This is a genomic window from Gilliamella sp. M0364, assembly GCF_016100565.1.
In the GTDB taxonomy this organism is placed as follows: Bacteria; Pseudomonadota; Gammaproteobacteria; order Enterobacterales; family Orbaceae; genus Gilliamella; species Gilliamella apis.
This window is the reverse complement of the sequence record NZ_JACFSF010000001.1, coordinates 379,794-400,989: the sequence shown is the minus strand read 5'-3', so window position 1 is coordinate 400,989 and position 21,196 is coordinate 379,794. Positions and strand designations below refer to the sequence as shown.

The window sequence follows — 21,196 nt, the reverse complement described above, 5'->3', positions numbered from 1 at the left end:
AGATATAAATTAAATTATAAAATTATACATATTTGTTGGCTAATAAAAATATGCAAAATAACTGCTTGCATCCTTTGAATAAGGTTCGTTTTCTATAATCAATAATTATTCGATATTATTTAGCTCAATTATTGATAATATTTTCAGTAGATTCTAATTTATTATTCACATTCATCATTACTTGAATAGCTATAAAATTGAGTATGTTTACCTATTAGTTACAAAGAAGACTGGTAATTAAAGCAAAACTATCATTAATCATCGCATCATAAAGTGTTTTATCATCTTTGTAGACAACACTAATATTAAGTAATCCTTCTAATATTACCATTAATTGGTTCGTTAAAGTTATATGTTGTGGTGTTTGAGGGAGTTGTTGACTAATGAGTTGACGAATAAATTCTTTATGTTCAATTGCTAGTTGCTTGATAGCCTGATCATGATGAAGCTCTTCGTTTGCTCTTATAAATAAACAGCCATTAAAATTATCTTGCTTAAACCAAGTTAGGTGCCATTTGAATATCTGAATGATTGCATCATTTTGGTCGAGATCTTTAATCGCCGTGCTAAGATCTTGTTGAAAGCGCAAATTCCTTATCTTCAAAACCTCAAAAATTAAGTTATCTTTATTACCAAAATGTTTATATAGCGTTGTTTTAGAGCAACCTGATTGGTCTCGTATCTCATCAACTCCGACATTAGCAAACCCTTTTTGGTAAAAGAGTTGTTCGGCGGTATCCGCTATTAATTTAGGTGTTTTTTTCATTTTTGATCCAAAGAGTTTGATATATGAACAGATCTGTACTAATATAAAAGTGTACAGAGTTGTTCATTTTTGGTGTTGTACATATATTTTACTCATTTAATAGGATAAAAGAATAATGAAATCATTTTTTTTCAGCAAGGAAAAGTTACCGGCAAAGCCTAAAAATATTGAATTATTGCAAAGCTTAATTGGTGGTTTTGTCTCTATATTGTGTCTTATTGGCTTAAGCCATTTAACTGGTTACACTTATATCATGGCGCCATTTGGGGCTAGTTGTGTGATATTGTTTGCCGTATCTCAGTCGCCATTAGCGCAACCAAGAAATGTTATCTTTGGCCATTTGATATCGGCTTTTGTTGGGCTAGTTTTTCTTAAACTATTCGGTAACGATATAATTGTTGCTGCGTCAGCCGTGGGGGTTGCAATTGTTGCAATGCAATATTTTCGAGCGGTGCATCCACCAGCCGGTGCTAATCCATTGGTTATTTTATTGACTGCGGACAATATCGATTATGATTTTACTTTTCTTTTATTTCCGGTGTTGTCTGGCGCAGTAATATTAGTTGCTATTGCTTATATAATTAATAATCTTTTCAACAAAACTCATTGGCCAATTTATTGGTTGGCACTGTTCAGTAGTAAAAAAGAGTCTTAATCTATTGTTAGTGAACAGAAGGCTACTCAAATTTAAACAACTTAGTTTGTTGATCTAAGTAGGTAAGTAAATCTGGCATGCGATGTTTGCCTGCCATTGATTTAATGTCCTGTGCGGCTTTAGTTAACTCTATTCCTAATGACGTGACATATAAAGGTTTATTACTTTGGCCGCGAGTCACTTCTATCACATATTGGCTATTATCAGCAAAGGACTTTTTAGCAACACCAATAATCGGTATCTTTTTATCAAGAGTTTGATATAGATGACCACCTAAACCAAGCTTACCGTCATTTAAATGAACATAACCGTCAACAATAATCGCATCAATTGTATTGAGATCGACCTGAGACAATAACGCTAATATGCATGGTAATTCACGTTGATAAAATTGGCCTGATTGATATGGGGCAACATTTGATTGGTAATCAGTGATAACGGATTTTATCTCCTTAATACTATCAGTAAATTGCTCAAACAAAATACCGACCGTTTTCGCTTTATCATCTAAATAGTAAACATCTATTGCAAGTATCATTTTTTTAAATTCCTTTTTAGAGTAGAATAGCACTGCTCTCACATATATCTCTCTATTAAAAAACAATTAGTCGTTAATTTCAAATAAATAAAAATTTAGTTCCTGATACATCTTGTTAACTATTATTTATCCAATTACGCCAAAAACATTGGTCGCTTAAATTGGATCGACACTAGGAGGTTAGTAATGTATTTACTCGAAATGGCACCAAAATTTTTAGTTGCACTTATTATTTTACTGATTTACGTTAAATTATCTGGTAAAAGCCAAATAGCGCCGATGTCGCAATTAGATCAAGTTGGTAGCATGGTTATTGGTGCGTTGGTAGGGGGAACGTTACTCAATGCTAATGTTTCAGCGTGGGAATCAGCTGGCGCCGTGGCAATTTGGGCAGGACTGCTTATTTTAGTTCGATTCATCAAATCTAAAAACTCAAAATTACGCGATGCCATCGACGGTGAGCCAATACAACTAGTTAAAAATGGTCATCTACTCTCTGAAAATTTTATTAAAGCAAATCTACCGGTTAGAGATTTCGAAACGTTGGTTAATATTCAAGGAATTTGTGCTTTTAGTGAATTAAAACAAGTTTGGTACGAATTAAATGGATCACTAACCATTATCAAAAAAGGTGACAAAGATATCGCGGTATTGGTGATTGAAAATGGAGCTATTAGCCAAGACAATCTTGAACAATTACATAAAAGTGAAACTTGGCTTAAGCATGAAATTAAAAAACAAGGATATAAAGATATCAAAGATATTTTTTGTGCTGAATGGTTTGATGATAAATTATTAGTTTATCCCTATGATGAAGTGCGTAAAGCTGAACATGATAATAAAAAATAATTAATAACAGTAAACAATAATAAAGGGAGGGACCATTCTCTCCCTCCCATCAACAGATAGATTATCGAAGTTGACTATCTTTACTGCCACGACGGTTATATAAGATTGCCGACTTAGCCAATTGCTTATCCATTTCTTGTTGGCAATTAACACAGTATTGTACGCCAGGCAAAGCAAGTTGTCTTGCTTTTGCAATAGCATCACCACATTCAACACAAAACTCGGCACTTGGCTTATCGTGTTTTAGTTGGCGTCTGGCAAGTTCAATAGCATCAATAATTGTGCTTTCAATTTGTTGGTTAACTGCATCATCAGATGCCCAGCCACTAGCCATTATTTCACCTCCTAAACAATTACATTCGATTATTAATATGGTGATTATTTGACCAGTTTCAAGTAATATAACCGCATAGCTAGCAAGCAAAAGTAAGTGTTGTGTTTTAAAATAAAGATCATTTCTATTAATATCATTTAATTGGAGGTTTTTATGCAACAATATGAACAAGCAACATTTGCCGGTGGTTGTTTTTGGTGTATGGTAAAACCTTTCGACAAATATGAAGGAGTGATTAGTGTGATTTCTGGGTATACCGGAGGCCACACGGTAAATCCCACTTATCAACAAGTTTGCCAAGGCAATACTGGCCATACTGAAGCGGTACAGATAACCTTTGACCCAACTATGATCAGCTATAAAAAATTACTCGACATTTTTTGGCAACAAATAGATCCAACTGATTCACAAGGACAGTTTGCTGATCGGGGAGATTCTTATCGACCTGTAATTTTTTATCATAATAAATTTCAACAGCAGCAAGCAATCGCATCTAAACAAGCATTAGAAGAAAGTAAACGATTTAATCATCCAATTAATGTTGCTATAGAGCCGGCAACAACGTTTTATCCAGCTGAAGATTACCACCAAGATTACTATAAAAAACAACCCGAACATTACAATCGTTATTATCGCTTATCTGGACGAGCCAATTTTATTGCTGACAATTGGCAAGATAAGCCAGCAACAAAAAGTGAGTAAGCAATGCAAAGTTATCCGCAGTATAGCAATAAACAAAAATGGATCCATTGGTCATCAGCTTTGTTGATCGTGATTGTCACTTTACTGCTTTTAGCTAAAGTGACAATGTCGAATATTTTAGGTGGTATGCCAATTGTTTATTTATTGCATAAATCTTTGGGTGTTGTTGTTTGGCTATTAACGGTATGGCGAATAGTAGTAATTCGAGACCAAGGTGTACCAGATGTTTTACCTAAAGAGCAAAAACTACAACGGATATTGTCAAAATCTACTCAAGGATTTATTTATCTATTACTGCTTATTGTGCCGCTATCTGGTTATTTGATGAGTGGCCGAGATTTAAATGTCTTTGGTCTAATATCTGTTCCGGCTATAGCTATGCCAAATTCAATACATCAAATGTTTCATTCAATGCATCTAATCACTGCTTACGCTTTAGCAATATTGGTTATTATTCATATATTAGGTGCGTTGTATCATTATTTTTGGCTTAAAGATAAAGTACTACAATCAATGTTGAGCAGTAACGATTAACATAAATTTAAAATTGCTAATATTAATAGCATCTATAACGTAACGTGAGGCAGATAAATCATGAATAAATCAATGAAAGATAAGGCTATAGCAGCATTAACACCTATGCAATATCATGTTACTCAACAAAATGGCACTGAGCCCCCATTTGACAACCAATACAATGCCAACCATCGGGAAGGTATCTATGTTGATATTGTCTCAGGGGAACCTCTATTCACGTCATTAGATAAGTTTGATTCTGGCTGTGGTTGGCCCAGTTTTTCTAAACCGATTAATCAGCAACAAATTATAGAAAAAGAAGATAACAGTCACGGCATGAACCGGATAGAAGTGCGTTCATCAGAGGCTGACTCCCATCTTGGTCATGTATTCACTGATGGCCCTGCAGCGTTAGGTGGATTACGTTATTGTATTAATTCTGCTGCATTGAAATTTATCCCAAAAGAAGAACTTGAAACGCTGGGTTATGGTGAATATTTAAGGTTATTTAACTAAATTAATTTAATGAATCTCTACTTAAAATTAACAAATATATGAGTAGATTTTTCTATATTTGTTGAGAACGTTTTATTTGATTGATATGAAAGATAATATTGGCATATCTCAGATCATCGTATATGCCAATAACATTTTTAATAAGCAATGATAATTTTCATAAATAAGCTAATTTTTGCGCTTAAATAAAATATAGCTAATTAATAAAAATACTAAGCTGGTTAGCATTGAACCTACAATAGGATAGATCCCCATTACAATACTGACTTGAGCAAAAAGATTATCGGCAATATAGAAAATAAATCCAAAACTAATACCAATAATCATTCTAACACCCATCGAAACACTACGTAATGGGCCAAAAATGAAAGATAAAGCCAAAAGTAACATCACCGCTACTGACACAGGCTTAATCAGTTTTTTCCAAAACAATAGGTCATAATATTTGGTATCTTGCCCAGAATCTTTTAAATACTGCGAATATTGGTATAAACCAGATGCAGATAAAGAGTCTGGATCAAAGGCGACAATACTTAATTTATCGGGAGTAATATTGGTTTTCCATTGCATTGTTAACGAATTGATACTCGTTATTTGGTCGGGATTGGTTAAGTCATTTTTTTCAATTTCTGACAGAGTCCAAACATCATTTTCAAAGACACCTCTGTTAGCATGGGTGATAGAAAGAAGTTTATTTTTATCTACGCTATAAATATCAATATTAGATATTGAACTGTCATTATCAACATGACCAATATAGACATAGTCATTACCATCTTTAGCCCATAAACTACCTTGCCGAGCTAATAATGAATTACCATAAAGTCTTTCTGAACGCATATTGCGAGCCGTTTGCTCACTAATTGGTGCAACCCATTCGCCAATGGCCATAGTTAAAATAACTAAAGGTAAGGCTGTTTTCATGACGGCTAAAGCAATTTTAAAGCGACTAAAGCCCGATGTCTCCATGACAATTAGCTCACTGCGTGAGGCTAATATGCCTAAACCGATTAAACCTCCTAATAGAGCCGCCATAGGAAAAAATACTTCCAAATCTTTTGGCACCATAAGTAGAGAATAAAAACCAACGGAAAATGCATCATAATCTTCTTTTATTTTTCTGAGTTGATCTATAAAACGAATAATACCGGAAAGACTAATTAACAAAAATAAGCAAATTCCAATAGTATTTAAAATAGTTTTACCAATATAACGGTCTAAAATCGAAAACATCGTTTTCCCCTTATAATGCACTATATTTTAAACGAAGTTTACGCATAAATAAGTTATCCCAACAATTTAAGATTAAAGCTAGAATAAAATAACCCATATTAATGAGATAAAACCACAAAGCAGGATCTAGTCGGCCTTTGCCGGCATTAGCTCTAATCGAACTGGAAAGTAAAAAATAGACTAGATAAAGTAATAGTGCTGGTAAAATCTGTGCCAGTCTACCTTGCCTAGGATTTGAAACACTTAATGGGATGACTAAAAAAGCCATTAAAGGAACCGAAATAATTAGCGTTAAGCGCCAATAAAATTCTGCTCGGGTTTTCGCACTAGGATTCTGCAGTAATTCAAATAACCCTAATTGTTGCACATCAGCTTTATCATCATCAACATTTGTATCTAACTCTTTAGGTTTTATGATCCCCAAATAGTTATGAAAATTTGATATACGAAAATCTTTTAGCTGGGCAGTACCTTCATAACGATTAGCATCTTCAAGGGTAATAATTTGATTACCATCGGCATCTTCTGCTGTTTTTCCTTTGTTGGCAATAATAATAGAAGGGCGCTGATTATTTCTAGGATTGATCTGGGCAATAAATACATTGTCTAACTTGTTGTTATCGACATTGCCAATATAAATGACAGAATTGCCATCCGGTGTTTGTTGAAATTGTCCTGCGAGTAGGCCGGCTAAACTTGGATTAATTTTTGCATTCTCAACTAATTGATCTTGTTTTACGCTTGACCAAGGGCCAAACCAAAGACTATTAAGTGCTGTTAACGTACATGTCATTACACAAAGTAAAAATACGACTTGATAGTTAAGTCTCTTTTTTACACCACAAGCATGCATCGCGACCATCTCACTATCAGAATAAAGTCGGCCAAAGGTAACAAGCACACCTAAAAAAAGACTTAACGGCAAGATAAGGTCAGCCATATTTGATACACCTAACACTAATAATGGCATAATCAAATCTCGAGGAATGCTACCATCGATTGCGCTGGATAAAATTTTTATTAATTTTTGAGAAAAGAAAATCAGCAATAAAATAAAAAGTATTGCCCCTTGAGTTTTCATTGTCTCCTTAATTAAATATCGGCGAATTATCACGTTTTTACCTATCTATCCGTCTTATCAAATCCGACTATTATAATCCGATTTGCGCTATTTCGTTATCTTTTTGTTGCTATCGTTTAATGAACCGATAAAATGTTACTATTCACATTCAATATCTAACAAGAGAACCCTATGCAATACGCAATCAAAAATAGCCTTGTTATAACTAAACAAAAAGAAGAATGTTTAGTTATTACTGTCCAATCAGGCAAAACACAATCTAATTTAATCAAAGAGATAGATAACGTAAATAATGGTTTGATTAGCCAATTGATAAAATCAGGTGATATTAGTGGTGAGTTAGGTAAAACTACATTTTTATATTCATTGGCCAATGCTACCAAACAAAAAATATTAGTTGTAGGATGTGGTGAAGCGAAAAGTTTTGATTTAAATGCCGCTAAAAAAGTAATTCAAGCTACAATTAAAGAGCTAACTACCAAAAAAGTTAAAAATATTTGTTGGGATATTCTAACTCTCAATCCAGCTATAAGTGGTGAAATCGCTAAGCAATTACCACAAATTACCAGCGAATTAACCTACAGTTTTGACCAATTCAAATCAACAAAATCAAAACAACCGAGCCTACAAAAATTGACACTACTTTATGGCGACAAAAAGACAATCAACCAAGTTGAAGGCCAATTATCGCAAGGGCAAATTATTGCCAAAGCTATTAGTAGCACAAAAAATATAGCTAACATGCCATCGAATGTCTGTAATGCTAAATACTTAGCTGAACAGGGTAAAAGTTTAGGTCAACAACATACTAATTTAAAAGTCACCTGTTTTGGCGAAAAAGAATTAGCAAAACTCAACATGAATGCTTATTTAGCTGTAGGGCGAGGATCTGCTAATGAATCAATTATGACGGTGATTGAATACCATGGCACTAAAGATAAAAAGGCCCAGCCTTATGTCTTAGTTGGTAAAGGATTAACCTTCGATTCAGGCGGTATATCTATTAAACCTTCTGCTGGTATGGACGAAATGAAGTATGATATGTGTGGTGCAGCAACCGTATTTGGCGTAATGCAAGCAGTAGCCGAGCTCAAATTGCCAATCAATGTCGTCGGTGTAATGGCTGGTTGTGAAAATATGCCCGATGGTAATGCTTATCGCCCAGGTGATATTTTAACGACCATGTCAGGTATTACTGTAGAAGTAATTAACACTGATGCTGAAGGCCGTTTAGTCTTATGTGATACCTTAACATATGTTGAACGCTTCAAACCAAAAGCTGTCATTGATATTGCGACATTAACCGGTGCTTGTATTGTGGCTCTTGGTCATCATTACACAGGGGTAATGGGTAACAATCCACAATTGGTGGAACAACTTGTTAACTCATCAAATAAAGCCGGTGATAAAGCATGGTCTTTACCAATAGATAGTGACTTCCAAGAACAAATCAAATCGACTTGCGCTGATATTGTTAATGCTGGTGGTCGAGATGGCGGTACAATTACTGCTGCTTGTTTCTTATCTCGCTTTACTGAAAAATATCAATGGGCCCATCTTGATATTGCCGGTACAGCTTGGAAATCAGGAGCCAACAAAGGTGCGACAGGCCGACCGGTTGCCATGTTAATTCAATACTTACTTGATCAAAAATAAGTAGATAAACATCATGAAAAAAGTGATTTTCTATTTACTAGAAAACCCAACCCCAGCTAATGATGCTGGGGTATTATTTCAAGAAAAATTAGCCTGCGAAAAAATTGTTGAAGCATGGCACAGCAAACAGCGTGTGCTGGTTGCTTGCCAAGATCAAGCGCAAGCTGAGCGAATTGATGAATATTTATGGCAACTTGATAGCGATGATTTTGTTCCACATAACCTTGCTGGTGAAGGGTTAAAAGGTGGATCGCCAGTTGAAATCTGCTGGCCACAAAAGCGTAGTAGTGGTGCACGACATTTATTAATAAACCTACAACAACAATTTCCCGAATTTGCCGGTGTTTATCGTGATATTATCGATTTTGTTCCTGTCGACGACCAACAAAAATCGTTAGCTAGGGAAAGATATAAAGCTTATAAAGAAGCAGGTTTTAATCTCAAAACTATTCCAATTACATGTCGATGACCCAAGTGCCAAAAATTGACTTTAACCAACTAGTTTATAGAAATATGATACAGCTAGTTTTTAAAGTAAATTCAGGATAAATACTGCGATTATTTTCAAAAAAAAATTTGAGGAGAGGGGTTTTTGAAACGCAAAATACCTTCTAAAAACGACTATAAAATTGTCAAAATCAAAAGCCTAATCTGCAAATTATTAATGTTAAAAATAGTGATTTTTAAAGAGGGGGGGAATAGAGGGGCTATTATTTCTAATAAACAGCAAATAACCGATGCTGTTTTCGAGTTATCAGTGTTCTTCTTTACAAAAGTTAACAATTAAACCGTCAAAAAAAGTTGCATGGTTTTTTGCAATCACTATACTTTTATAGCATATTTATACGAATGGACAAATTTCATGCCGTTAGGCTTAAAATTTTAAATAAATCATAAAATTGGATTGACAAGGATATCTGATATGGATTATAATTTTCAACACGCAACACGCAACACGCAACCTGCCCAACCTATAATTTCACCTTTCTAAAGTTAAGCTCATACCGTTTATTATTTCAGCAATTTCCGAAAGTTCCGCAAAATTTTTCAAAATTTCTTGGTTTAGTCTTTTTATCTCGGCCGATGGTTTTGGTTTTAACCGTAGTTATTTTACAATCTATCTCTTTTACTAATTATGCATTAACCACTAAAACGACCAATATTATTTATGGCTCAGCACCTTATTTAACCTTTGATGGTGGTCGTACCCGGATAACAAATACCGAAGCGCTACTCGGGATATCCCTTTCTGATGGTAGAAGATTTACTCCGACAACCAATAATTCAGAAAGAAATCCTATCGAGTTACCTGTTGTTGGTCAGAGTTTTAATGATATTGGTATGTTAGTACCAACGGATACTGATTCTATTGCATTAAGCTCACTTATTGGCACACCGTATAATTATTGGGGTGATGATGATGGCGATGGCGATGGTCAGGGCGTTAATGGTATTACAGCTACCGGTCGTTTAAATTTATCGATTGTTGATAAATTTAATCAACCTGTTGCCCGTAATGAAGTACTGACTATTTGTTCCGATAAAGCTCCTTATAAACTAACCTTATCTAATACTAACGGTAGATTAAAAACACGTTATGGTGTGCCTAATGAAAGTTATTTTACGGCAGGTAATGTCACTTATTATATTAAACCTAAGGGAACGGCAGCGATTTGTTTTGCAAGACCTAATTTAAAATATGGCGGTAACAGGGGCATTGACGAAGTAAGAGATGAACGTAATTTTGCTGGTCCTGCTAACATATGGAACCGTGATAAGGGTTTTCTAACAAAATCATTTACGCCATCGTCTTATGGTTCAAACTTCCCGACTACTGGTGCTAATAATTTGTATTTTGATTTAGATATTGTTGGTAATAATCAGGCCTTATCTTGGGCTCCGGTTTCTCATGCTGGTATTACGGCGACGATGACCAATTCAACAAGTACCCGCGTTCGAGTCACCCTAACAGGTCCTGTTGCTACACCATCGCAATGGCAATCAGAAAATCCAGGTAGAATCGACAAACCATCTTTACCGCAGGTATTTGAGTTAGTCGGTCGTGATAGTCATGGTAATGCGGTGGTCAAATATGGATTTAAGTTACAAAAGTGGTTTGTTAATCGTGGTAAAGGTAGGTACGATTATTCTAGTATATCATCTTGGTGTAATAATATTGGATATCGTCTCCCAGAGGTCAAGGATTTAACTAATGCGACTTGTCGAACAGGTTCATGGGAAACAGGTGCATGGGGTTGTCAAGGTAAAGCTGAATTAGTAGGGGCAAAGCCTTCATCACCTGTTAATAGTTACATGCGTCACATTGGTGCAGGATTTTTCTCGGAATGGGGGAATATGAACGATTACACTGGTTCCAACTTCAACTTTGATTACTATATGAATTACTATTTGACGAGTGATAAGACGAATGATAGTAAATATCCCTTTTTTGGGATTAGCTGGGACATGGGTAGTGCGAATTACGATATTTTGACGATGCTCGTCGGAGTCTGTACCTATCCTTAGCTATTATTTCTTAGTTCTTAGGTATTGAAGCTAAGGATAAGAAAAATAGTGTTAGGGCGATAAAAAGCGATTTTGGGCGCGACATTCGCAACGTGCTGACAACTGAGAGAGGTTAGCATGACAAACAGGGATGTTTGCCAAGGCGGTGCTTTGTCAGGAACAAATCACAGCCGGTGCGTTAAGAGCGAACGAAGGCGGAAGGCAGTCACGTAGTGACCACTTGCGTGGTCGCCGCGGGAGATGGTAAAGAGGGTTGGCGCCAACCCTCTTAACTTGAACGTATTCACCGTATAGAACTAGTCACCAAACAACAAAACGTCCGAAACTCAAACAACCAAAAAAATTGAGGAACGGGGTTTTTGAAGCCTATAAATCCCCCTAAAGTTTCTCCTAAATTAGTTTTAAGGGCGTAATTAAGACATAATATTACATTAAACTTTACAAAAATTAACAATTTAACCGCCAAAATAAGTTGCATGGTTTTTTCCAATCACTATACTTTTATAGCATATTTATATGAATGGATAAATTTTATGCCTAACGGCATAAAATTGTAAATAAATCATCAATTTAGTTGACAGGAATGTCGAATATGTATTATAATGTACAACACCAAACACCAAACACCAAACCTGCCCAACCTATAATTTAATTTCAGCTAATTACCTCAATTCAAGTTTACTTTTTCACGATAGTCTATATTTTCACAGAAAATCCAAGTTAATATCTAATCTTAGTCCATATCAATTTAGCCAAAGAGCAGAAAAAACAAACCAATGTTTAGTTCAGCTTTCTCATTGTAGAAATTTCACCGCCAATACAATCCGTTGTATTTTGTCTGTGACAAATTCTTCATTATTATCCGTTTGTTTACCTCTGGTTAAAACGTTTATTTATATTTTATTTATTTTATGCTTTTTAGGTGTCAGTCAAAAAAGCCAAGCACTCACAGCGCATAGTATAAATGTCATTATTGGTAATAAACCAAGAGTTGTCGATATTGAAAGTGCATCGAAAAAGCATGGTTTTACTGTTAATGATGTTTTATATAGTTCATATACCAATAACTTAAGTGACACACAAATCAATCAGTTTGATAGTAATTTAACAATTAAGGACTTCATTATTAAAGACTATTCAATAAATGATTTAGATGTGACGGCTAACTATGATGATACCGATGGTGATGCCATTCGCAGTAATACGCCGTTCACCGTAGAAAAAACAACCTATACTTGGTTTGATAATAAAGGGATAAAAATCGAAAATAATGAAAAAATAATTGGCTGTGGTAGTGGCATTTCCATGCCGTTAACTTTAACTATTACAACTAAAGTTAAAACCTATTCCGAATATGGTATTCCTAATGAAAGCGAATATGTTGATATCACTCAAAAATATAAAATTATGGCTAAACCTGACATTTGTTATGCCAAACCTTATGGAATGATACTGTATCCACAATATGTTTGGGGAAGTGTTCGACCTGTACCATATAAAGGAGGTCTTGATTGTCTTTTATCTGGTTATGCTGATAATGAATTTGAATCATCACTTTTAGATGACAGTAAACATTGGATTAATGGTTGGAATAAAGATAGCAATCGAGTAAGAGATAGCTATTGTGGTGGCGGTTATAATGCTAAGGTTTTCGATCCTAATAATGGTTTTAAAGTAACGGCGGTACCGCACTTTCCAACAACTGGTTTTCCAGGCGCAAAATTTCAATTAGTCATGACTGGTCATCAAGATGATTTTGAATATACTTTGTCGGCGACGCCAAATGATAGTGTTATGGTTGATAAACAAGGTTATGTTATGTTGGTTAAAAAACCGATAGGTCCTGTCACAATAACTGCAAAATTTAAACATGATCGACAAGTTCCTGAACAAAATTATACTTTTAATTTAACCGGTATATGGGCGGTACCATATGGAAATGACTATTATACTTATCAGCAAACGGTTAATTTATGTGGTGGAGAAGCGAATATTCCCTCAAGGGCTGAAATGTCAAATTCTCCAAATGCACCAATGTCATGGACAGAATGGCCACTTGAATGGGATGCTTTTACTCGTACTATAGGACAAGGGCTTTTGAGTGAATGGGGTATGACAATTAAGAATACTTACCCTGATTCAAACTGGTTTAGTGGATTTTTGTTATTTTATTCTCGAGATAAATATATTGTTTCAGCTAGTGATTCAGACTATTTTTTGGATAGATTTACTATTGATGCTTGGATTGGTCAGATTAAAATTATCAAAAAATCAAGATACTTACATGCAGTTTGTAAACAATAAAAAAGTCTATTAATGAATATTGTTAATTAAATGAAGATATATTGGCATCCGCCAATCGAAATAGTACTTGCTACTCTCGCCAATTAAGTTATCGAAATAATGGACAATGGAACAGTGGAATTAATGGTGAATGGGTGGCATGGTTAATGACTGGAATGCGATAACGTAATATTTACTTCAGTGCTCAGGCTATCTGGGTAGTGATTGGGATCCTTATTATTACTTAACCGTTAGTCTATATTGCTTAGTCTTTCTGGTTAAAAATTGAATCTACATCAAATTAGGCTATAATGCCACTTTGCTTAAATTTTGTTATTAATGATGAATATTGGTTTTATCGGTGCAGGTAAAGTGGGTTGTACTTTGGCTAAATATTTTAGTCTTTTTGGTCTGCAAATTACTGGTTTTTATAGTCGTGATTATCAACAAACACAAGCGGCAAGTGAATTTACTGGTAGCAAAGCATATTTAACTTTATCTTGCTTAGTTGAGGATTGTGATTGTCTATTTTTGACTGTGCCGGATAGTCAAATTAGCTCAGTTTGGCAAGTGGTTAGTCGATTGCCGATTGAGAATAAATTAGTTGGTCATTGCAGTGGTTTGCTGACATCGCAGTTATTTACTGTCGATCATATTGTTCATCCTTTGGCCTTTTCGCTACATCCTTTATCGGCAATTTATGATCGTTTTACCTGCTACAAGGAGATGGCTAAGGTATCTTTCACTTTAGAAGCCAATAATCCCCTAGCATTAGCTAAATTACAACAGATGTTGTCACCTTTGGTTAATGCGATAGCAATATTATCGGCAGAACATAAAGCGCTTTATCATGCGGCTTGCGTTATGCTAAGTAATCATGTTATCGCCTTAGCGCAAGTTGGCAGTGATATGTTGGCACAGTGTGGTTTAGATCCCCATTTTTGCCAACAAGCGTGGCATGATCTATTTTTAGCGAATGCCAAAAATATTTGTAATGTTGGTACTATAAATGCATTAACTGGTCCGGTTGAACGCAATGATGCAAATACTATAAAACAACATTTACTCAATTTACCTGCTGATATAAAACCTTTATATCAACAATTATCGACAGTATTAGTTAATCTTAGTCGGCAAAAACATCCTAATAGGGACTATCATCAATTAGAACTGGAGCTGTTACCTTGAAAAATACAATTCTAACTTTACAACAACGCAAACAAAATCAACAAAAGATCACCATGTTAACTGCTTATGACTACACAACGGCAAAACTGATGGACGATAGCGGTGTAGATTGTTTATTAGTTGGTGATTCATTAGGAATGGTGATGCTAGGCTATGAAAGCACGGTTTCTGTCACCATGGAAGATATGATCCATCACTCTAAAGCAGTGGCAAAGGGCGTTAAAAACGCATTAGTTGTGACGGATTTACCGTTTATGTCTTACCATGCTTCTGTTTATGATGCTGTACATAATGCTGGTCGTTTGATTCAAGAAGGCAATGCACAGGTTGTAAAACTAGAAGGTGGGCGAGCATTTTGTGAACATATTAAGATGATCACTCAAGCATCGATTCCGGTTATTGCCCATATTGGTCTGATGCCACAATCAGTATTAGCATTAGGCGGTTACAAAGTACAAGGTAGAGATTACCAAGCGGCTAAAGATATTATTTTGGATGCATTAGCGGTTGAACAAGCTGGTGCTGCAGCTATTTTACTCGAATGTGTACCTGCTGATTTAGCTAAATTTATCACTGAACTTGTTAGCATACCAACGATCGGTATTGGTGCTGGTCATGGTTGTGATGGTCAAGTGTTAGTTTATCAAGATATGTTGTCAATGTATGATGGCGTATCATCTAAATTTGTTAAATCTTTTGCGCCAATCGGTGATCAAATGAAGCAAGCATTTGCCGATTATTGCCAAGAGGTAAAACAGCAACAATACCCAGCATTAATACATGAGTTTGCCATTGACGGTGAGATTATGACTCAACTCAAATCTGAATTTTCAAAATAGCCAGAAAGGATAATAATTGTGAAAGTTGTAACAACAATTGATGAAGTTCGTCAGCAGGTTAAATCGTGGCGTAAAAACGGTGCTAGTATTGGTTTAGTGCCAACTATGGGGTATCTGCATGAAGGTCATCAGAGCTTAATGGCTGCGGCTAAACAAGATAATCAAAAAGTGATTGTTACCATTTTTGTCAATCCAATGCAGTTTGGCCCGAAAGAAGACTTAGCCAGTTATCCACGTGACTTAGAGCGTGACAAAAACGCCTGCCAACAAATGGGAGTTGATCTGATTTTTTGTCCATCAGCCAGTGAAATGTATGATGCCAATTTTAATAGCTATGTGAATGTTAATGACCTAACTGATGCGCTTTGCGGCAAAAAGCGACCCGGCCATTTTAAAGGCGTTTGTACTGTGGTTACTAAGTTATTTAATATCACGCAACCTGATCGAGCCTATTTTGGTCAAAAAGATGCGCAACAACTAGCGGTTATTCAGCGTATGGTAAGTGATCTTAATATTGATATCGAAATTATCGGTTGCCCAATTGTGCGTGAAAGTGATGGACTAGCTAAAAGTTCTCGCAATAGCTATTTATCGCAACAAGAACGCTTAGCTGCTATCTGTTTGTATCAATCAATCGAGTGTGCCCAACAACTGATTCAAGCCGGTGAAAAATCGGTACAAACCATCTTAACCGCAATGCAGAATATTATAAATGCTCAGCCGTTAGCTAAAATTGATTATATTGAATTTGTTGATTATGCAACATTAACCGCGGTTGATCGTTTAAATCAAGATAGTTTATGTGCTTTGGCGGTTTATATTGGTAAAACCAGATTGATTGATAACTTTATCTATCATCATTAGTATTTACCATTCTAATCGTTCATAACGTTAAGACCACTTGCCAACAAGTGGTTTTTTTATGCTAATTTCATTGTTATCTGATTTAAATTTGATTTAATCAAACACTTTATTCGTCTAGTAATTTATTGTTATATCATTTTACGGTAGAATAACCACATTTTTATGCCTTGAATTAGGATTGATGCCTTTATTATGAAAAATACGACTTATAATCCACAAGAAATCGAACAACCTATCTATCAACATTGGGAAGAAAGTGGTTACTTTAAGCCTAATGGTGACAAATCTCAACCAAGTTATTGTATTGCTATTCCACCACCAAATGTAACTGGTAGTTTGCATATGGGACATGCTTTCCAACAAACTATTATGGATGCGCTAATTCGTTATCATCGTATGCAAGGCAATAACACGCTATGGCAATCAGGTAGTGACCATGCCGGTATTGCAACGCAAATGGTGGTAGAACGTAAAATTGCTGCTGAAGAAAACAAAACTCGCCATGATTATGGTCGTGAGGCGTTTATTGAAAAAATTTGGCAATGGAAAGCTGAATCAGGTGGTAGCATCACTAAACAGATGCGACGTTTAGGTGATTCGGTTGATTGGGATCGTGAACGCTTTACTATGGATGAAGGTCTTTCTAACGCGGTTAAAGAAGTTTTTGTAAGACTTTATCAAGAAGACCTAATTTATCGTGGTAAACGCTTAGTTAATTGGGATCCAAAATTACGTACCGCAATTTCTGATCTTGAAGTAGAGAATCGTGAAGTAAAAGGTTCAATGTGGCATTTGCGCTATCCATTAGCGGATGGTGTTAAAACTGCAGAAGGCAAAGATTATCTAGTTGTCGCTACAACTCGTCCTGAAACATTATTTGGTGATACCGGTGTTGCCGTTAATCCAGAAGATCCTCGTTATAAAGATTTGATTGGTAAATTTGTCATATTACCATTTGTTAATCGCCGAATTCCGATTGTTGGCGATGAACATGCGGATATGACAAAAGGTACTGGCTGTGTAAAAATTACCCCTGCGCATGACTTTAATGACTATGAAGTAGGGCGTCGTCATCAATTACCGATGATTAACATCTTAACTTTTGATGGTGATATTCGTGCTCAAGCTGAAGTGTTTGATACTAATGGAGAGCCAAGTACTGCACACGCAACCGATATTCCGGCACAATTCCAAAATTTAGAACGCTTTGCGGCGCGTAAATTAGTTGTTGCGCAGTGTGAAGCTCAAGATATTTTAGAAAAAATCGAACCGCATGACTTAACTATCCCTTATGGCGATCGTGGTGGTGTGGTAATCGAACCTATGTTAACCGATCAATGGTATGTGAGAGCTAAAGTATTAGCGGAACCGGCTATTGCGGCGGTAAAAAATGGTGATATCCAATTTGTGCCTAAACAGTATGAAAATATGTATTTTTCATGGATGAATGATATTCAAGATTGGTGTATTTCGCGACAATTATGGTGGGGACACCGAATTCCAGCTTGGTATGATAATCAAGGCAACGTCTATGTTGGTCGTGATGAGGCTGAAGTTCGCCGTGAAAATAATCTGGCAGCAGATATCGAATTGTCTCAAGATGACGATGTCCTTGATACATGGTTCTCATCAGCACTATGGACATTTTCAACTTTAGGTTGGCCAGAAAACACTGATGATTTAGCTACTTTCCATCCAACAAATGTGCTAGTGACAGGTTTTGATATTATCTTCTTCTGGGTTGCTCGAATGATTATGATGACCATGCATTTCATTAAAGATGAACATGGTAAACCACAAGTACCATTTAAAACGGTATATGTGACCGGGCTAATTCGTGATGAAGAAGGGCAAAAAATGTCGAAATCTAAAGGTAATGTTATCGATCCTTTAGATATGATTGATGGTATTTCACTTGCCGATTTATTAGAAAAACGTACCGGTAATATGATGCAGCCACAATTAGCGGAAAAAATTGCCAAACGTACAGAAAAACAGTTCCCAAATGGTATTGAAGCGCATGGTACTGATGCCTTACGTTTTACTTTAGCGGCGCTGGCATCAACTGGTCGTGATATCAATTGGGATTTAAAACGTTTAGAAGGTTATCGTAACTTCTGTAATAAACTATGGAATGCTAGCCGTTATGTATTGATGAATACCCAAGATCACGATTGTGGTTTTAAAGGTGGGGAGTTAGATTATTCATTAGCGGATAAATGGATCTTAGCGGAATTTAACCAAACTGTGAAAACCTATCGAGAAGCATTCGATACTTACCGTTTTGATTTAGCTGCTAATATCTTATATGAATTCACTTGGAATCAGTTCTGTGACTGGTATTTAGAGTTAACTAAATCAGTATTGGCAAATGGTGAACAGAATCAGCAGCGTGCTGCTCGTCACACTTTAGTCACGGTACTTGAAGCCTTATTACGTTTGGCGCATCCAATCATTCCATTTATTACTGAAGCTATTTGGCAAAGTGTCAAACCACTAATGGCAATCAAAGCGGATACCATTATGTTACAACCAATGCCAGCATTTGATAGCCAATTAGTTGATGATAAAGCGGTTGCCGATATCAATTGGATTAAAGACGCTGTCATTGCGGTTCGTAATATCCGTGCTGAAATGAATATCGCACCAAGCAAACCATTACAGCTATTGATTAGAAAAGCATCACCAGCGGTTCATCGCGTAATTAGTGACAATGTCACCTTTATCGAATCATTAGCAAGATTATCAGAAATTGTCTTGTTAGATGAGGGGGAAGCAGGGCCATTATCAGTCACTAAATTGGTTGATGGCGCTGAACTCCTTATCCCAATGGCTGGGCTTATTAATAAAGAAGATGAGCTAGCTAGACTAGAAAAAGAGATCGCTCGTATTGATGGTGAAATTGCGCGTATTGATAATAAATTATCTAATGCTAGCTTTGTCGATAAAGCCCCCGCAGCTGTTGTTGCCAAAGAGAAAGAAAAACAACAAGGCTATATTGCTGATAAAACCAAATTGCAAGAGCAGTATGCAGCCATAAAAAGTCTTTAACAACTTGAATAAAAACCCTCTCATATGAGAGGGTTTTTTATCTAATTAAACCGTTAACTAATCTTGAAGTAATCAAAATGACAATGACCAATGGCATTATCTGCTTCGGTTGTGGCAAAAATTCCTACTTTAGCCCCCACCCATTTACCTTTTCCAGCTGCGAAGCTAGGATTAATTAACATCCAGTCTGTCTTATGATCTTTATAGTAAAATTGACAGATACCATTCAAACCAACTTCGACTTTAAGTTGGCAATGCTGTGAAGATAATTGACCGACAATTTGTTGATATTCGTCAACTTGACCTGAATCTTTCATCCAGCCATATCGATAATATAGCTTATACTGGCCATTATCATAACCGACCATAATTGCTGCATAACGTTCACCATAAACGATTAAACCGCCCAAATCACCTGTTTGCTTAGCATTCAATGTAAGTTGAGTTTGCGCCGTGAATTGCCATGCTGAAAATTTTTGCAGCAATAAGTTAGCTGCAAAATAGAGTGTACGCTGTTTATTATCAATAGGTAATGGATAACAACTTAAGTTTAATCCTTGATCACTTGCTATTAGCCAATCAGGATTAGGATTTGCTTGCCATTGCCACTGTAAACCAAATTTACCATGCTGGAAATCGTCACTGGTTTGGATTTTATACTCTTCTGAGTGATGGAGCACAGTTGGTTTTTTATATGATAATACCGGTTGTCCAGTGGAATCATTATTGATACTCTCACCAATGCGAGGCCAATCATCATCACCCCAATACATAGGCTGTAAATGAACAATACGGCCATATAAATGGGCATCTTGAAAGTGTACAAACCAGCACTCATTGTTGTCCAATTCGACCCATCCACCTTGATGAGGGCCGTTAATTGTCGTATTGCCTTGAAATAGCACATTGCGTGCAGTCCAAGGACCCGTTAAATTACGGCTACGTAACACCGATTGCCAACCATTTTCAACACCGCCAGCTGGTGCAAAAATGTAATACCAACCATTGCGCTTATAAAGTTTTGGTCCTTCAAGTGTCGGTAAATCGGCAGTGCCATCGTAAATAATTTGACCTTCGCCGATTAATTTTGACCCATCATTAGCCATTTCAAATAGCTGCAACTTATGTTTTACACCACAACGACTTTGTGCAAAGGCATGCACTAACCATGCTCGACCATCATCATCCCAAAATGGGCAAGGATCAATCCAACCGAGTGCTGGTTGTAAGCAGTGTGGTTTGCTCCATTTACCCCAAGGATCAGAGGTATTAGACATAAAAATACCTTCGTCAGGAGTACTAAAAAACACCCAAAGTTTTTCATTATGATAGCGAATCGATGGCGCCCAAACTCCTTTACCGGGTTGGACTGCATCATAACCGGGTAAGTCAAGGGCATCAAAAACATGATTGATAATCTGCCAATTTACCAAGTCTTTTGAGTGGAGGATCGGTAATGCTGGCATATGGTTAAAGCTAGATGAAACCATAAAGAAATCATCATTTACTTTGACAATATCCGGATCGGAATAATCACCGCAGATTATAGGATTGTGATAATAATCTAAACTCATATAATTTACCTTTAATTGTAACTAT

The 21,196-nt window shown here is 36.1% G+C and carries 20 protein-coding genes; 14 read left to right on the top strand and 6 right to left on the bottom strand.

From position 1 onward, the window contains the following. Window positions 1-214: 214 nt before the first annotated feature. Window positions 215-766, bottom strand: coding sequence for a TetR/AcrR family transcriptional regulator (locus H3U96_RS01825; RefSeq protein ID WP_065651939.1), 552 nt, complete (start codon window positions 764-766; stop codon window positions 215-217). Window positions 767-881: 115 nt separating this feature from the next. Here H3U96_RS01825 and H3U96_RS01820 point away from each other — a divergent pair, with 115 nt between their 5' ends. Further along, window positions 882-1,421 (top strand): HPP family protein, encoded by a 540-nt coding sequence (locus H3U96_RS01820; protein WP_198195387.1) that lies wholly within the window; start codon window positions 882-884, stop codon window positions 1,419-1,421. Window positions 1,422-1,443: 22 nt separating this feature from the next. Here the strand turns inward: H3U96_RS01820 and H3U96_RS01815 are convergent, their stop codons facing one another. Beyond that, window positions 1,444-1,992, bottom strand: coding sequence for an endonuclease V (locus H3U96_RS01815; protein WP_370545626.1), 549 nt, complete (start codon window positions 1,990-1,992; stop codon window positions 1,444-1,446). Window positions 1,993-2,145: 153 nt separating this feature from the next. On the opposite strand from H3U96_RS01815, the gene H3U96_RS01810 reads away from it, so the two are divergent. Then, window positions 2,146-2,808: a DUF421 domain-containing protein gene (locus tag H3U96_RS01810; protein ID WP_065613095.1), complete on the top strand. Its 663-nt coding sequence runs from the start codon at window positions 2,146-2,148 to the stop codon at window positions 2,806-2,808. Between the two features lie 61 nt (window positions 2,809-2,869). Here H3U96_RS01810 and H3U96_RS01805 read toward each other — a convergent pair whose 3' ends face one another. After that, complete coding sequence (locus H3U96_RS01805; protein ID WP_065578069.1) at window positions 2,870-3,142, bottom strand: DksA/TraR family C4-type zinc finger protein; 273 nt, start codon at window positions 3,140-3,142, stop codon at window positions 2,870-2,872. 153 nt (window positions 3,143-3,295) lie between these two features. Here H3U96_RS01805 and msrA point away from each other — a divergent pair, with 153 nt between their 5' ends. From msrA to msrB, 3 genes are all read left to right on the top strand, one after another. Beyond that, window positions 3,296-3,844: a peptide-methionine (S)-S-oxide reductase MsrA gene (gene msrA, locus H3U96_RS01800; protein ID WP_065578070.1), complete on the top strand. Its 549-nt coding sequence runs from the start codon at window positions 3,296-3,298 to the stop codon at window positions 3,842-3,844. Window positions 3,845-3,847: 3 nt separating this feature from the next. After that, window positions 3,848-4,378: a cytochrome b gene (locus H3U96_RS01795; protein ID WP_086360448.1), complete on the top strand. Its 531-nt coding sequence runs from the start codon at window positions 3,848-3,850 to the stop codon at window positions 4,376-4,378. Window positions 4,379-4,450: 72 nt separating this feature from the next. Next, window positions 4,451-4,876, top strand: a complete 426-nt coding sequence (gene msrB, locus H3U96_RS01790; protein ID WP_370545625.1) for a peptide-methionine (R)-S-oxide reductase MsrB — start codon at window positions 4,451-4,453, stop codon at window positions 4,874-4,876. Window positions 4,877-5,044: 168 nt separating this feature from the next. On the opposite strand, the gene lptG is transcribed toward msrB, so the two are convergent. Next, entirely contained in the window at window positions 5,045-6,109 is a 1,065-nt protein-coding gene (lptG, locus tag H3U96_RS01785; RefSeq protein WP_086360450.1) for an LPS export ABC transporter permease LptG, read from the bottom strand. Window positions 6,110-6,119: 10 nt separating this feature from the next. Further along, window positions 6,120-7,223 (bottom strand): LPS export ABC transporter permease LptF, encoded by a 1,104-nt coding sequence (gene lptF / locus H3U96_RS01780; protein ID WP_034903211.1) that lies wholly within the window; start codon window positions 7,221-7,223, stop codon window positions 6,120-6,122. Between the two features lie 138 nt (window positions 7,224-7,361). Here lptF and H3U96_RS01775 point away from each other — a divergent pair, with 138 nt between their 5' ends. The 9 genes from H3U96_RS01775 (at window position 7,362) to H3U96_RS01740 (ending at window position 19,597) form a co-directional block, all read left to right on the top strand. Beyond that, window positions 7,362-8,846, top strand: a complete 1,485-nt coding sequence (locus H3U96_RS01775) for a leucyl aminopeptidase (protein ID WP_198195386.1) — start codon at window positions 7,362-7,364, stop codon at window positions 8,844-8,846. Window positions 8,847-8,859: 13 nt separating this feature from the next. Further along, complete coding sequence (locus H3U96_RS01770) at window positions 8,860-9,315, top strand: DNA polymerase III subunit chi (RefSeq protein WP_086319978.1); 456 nt, start codon at window positions 8,860-8,862, stop codon at window positions 9,313-9,315. Between the two features lie 620 nt (window positions 9,316-9,935). Next, window positions 9,936-11,372, top strand: coding sequence for a hypothetical protein (locus tag H3U96_RS01765; RefSeq protein ID WP_198195385.1), 1,437 nt, complete (start codon window positions 9,936-9,938; stop codon window positions 11,370-11,372). Between the two features lie 840 nt (window positions 11,373-12,212). Beyond that, window positions 12,213-13,676, top strand: coding sequence for a hypothetical protein (locus H3U96_RS01760; RefSeq protein ID WP_198195384.1), 1,464 nt, complete (start codon window positions 12,213-12,215; stop codon window positions 13,674-13,676). A 41-nt stretch (window positions 13,677-13,717) separates the two neighbouring features. After that, entirely contained in the window at window positions 13,718-13,840 is a 123-nt protein-coding gene (locus H3U96_RS11295; protein WP_255545795.1) for a hypothetical protein, read from the top strand. 154 nt (window positions 13,841-13,994) lie between these two features. After that, complete coding sequence (locus H3U96_RS01755; RefSeq protein ID WP_198195383.1) at window positions 13,995-14,843, top strand: Rossmann-like and DUF2520 domain-containing protein; 849 nt, start codon at window positions 13,995-13,997, stop codon at window positions 14,841-14,843. Then, a complete protein-coding gene (gene panB, locus H3U96_RS01750; protein ID WP_198195382.1) occupies window positions 14,840-15,682 on the top strand; it encodes a 3-methyl-2-oxobutanoate hydroxymethyltransferase in 843 nt (280 codons plus the stop codon). The genes H3U96_RS01755 and panB overlap by 4 nt, the downstream gene beginning before the upstream one ends. Window positions 15,683-15,700: 18 nt before the next feature. Then, window positions 15,701-16,546 (top strand): pantoate--beta-alanine ligase, encoded by an 846-nt coding sequence (gene panC, locus H3U96_RS01745; protein WP_198195381.1) that lies wholly within the window; start codon window positions 15,701-15,703, stop codon window positions 16,544-16,546. Window positions 16,547-16,738: 192 nt separating this feature from the next. Further along, entirely contained in the window at window positions 16,739-19,597 is a 2,859-nt protein-coding gene (locus tag H3U96_RS01740) for a valine--tRNA ligase (protein ID WP_198195380.1), read from the top strand. Between the two features lie 53 nt (window positions 19,598-19,650). Here H3U96_RS01740 and H3U96_RS01735 read toward each other — a convergent pair whose 3' ends face one another. Next, window positions 19,651-21,171 (bottom strand): glycoside hydrolase 43 family protein, encoded by a 1,521-nt coding sequence (locus H3U96_RS01735; protein ID WP_086360463.1) that lies wholly within the window; start codon window positions 21,169-21,171, stop codon window positions 19,651-19,653. Window positions 21,172-21,196 lie beyond the last annotated feature (25 nt).

Bases quoted from the DNA above. Each gene is read 5' to 3' on its own strand.
- H3U96_RS01825 (WP_065651939.1), bottom strand. From the start codon at position 766: ATGAAAAAAACACCTAAATTAATAGCGGATACCGCCGAACAACTCTTT.
- H3U96_RS01820 (WP_198195387.1), top strand. From the start codon at position 882: ATGAAATCATTTTTTTTCAGCAAGGAAAAGTTACCGGCAAAGCCTAAA.
- H3U96_RS01810 (WP_065613095.1), top strand. From the start codon at position 2,146: ATGTATTTACTCGAAATGGCACCAAAATTTTTAGTTGCACTTATTATT.
- H3U96_RS01805 (WP_065578069.1), bottom strand. From the start codon at position 3,142: ATGGCTAGTGGCTGGGCATCTGATGATGCAGTTAACCAACAAATTGAA.
- msrA (WP_065578070.1), top strand. From the start codon at position 3,296: ATGCAACAATATGAACAAGCAACATTTGCCGGTGGTTGTTTTTGGTGT.
- H3U96_RS01795 (WP_086360448.1), top strand. From the start codon at position 3,848: ATGCAAAGTTATCCGCAGTATAGCAATAAACAAAAATGGATCCATTGG.
- msrB (WP_370545625.1), top strand. From the start codon at position 4,451: ATGAAAGATAAGGCTATAGCAGCATTAACACCTATGCAATATCATGTT.
- lptG (WP_086360450.1), bottom strand. From the start codon at position 6,109: ATGTTTTCGATTTTAGACCGTTATATTGGTAAAACTATTTTAAATACT.
- H3U96_RS01775 (WP_198195386.1), top strand. From the start codon at position 7,362: ATGCAATACGCAATCAAAAATAGCCTTGTTATAACTAAACAAAAAGAA.
- H3U96_RS01770 (WP_086319978.1), top strand. From the start codon at position 8,860: ATGAAAAAAGTGATTTTCTATTTACTAGAAAACCCAACCCCAGCTAAT.
- H3U96_RS01755 (WP_198195383.1), top strand. From the start codon at position 13,995: ATGATGAATATTGGTTTTATCGGTGCAGGTAAAGTGGGTTGTACTTTG.
- H3U96_RS01740 (WP_198195380.1), top strand. From the start codon at position 16,739: ATGAAAAATACGACTTATAATCCACAAGAAATCGAACAACCTATCTAT.
- H3U96_RS01735 (WP_086360463.1), bottom strand. From the start codon at position 21,171: ATGAGTTTAGATTATTATCACAATCCTATAATCTGCGGTGATTATTCC.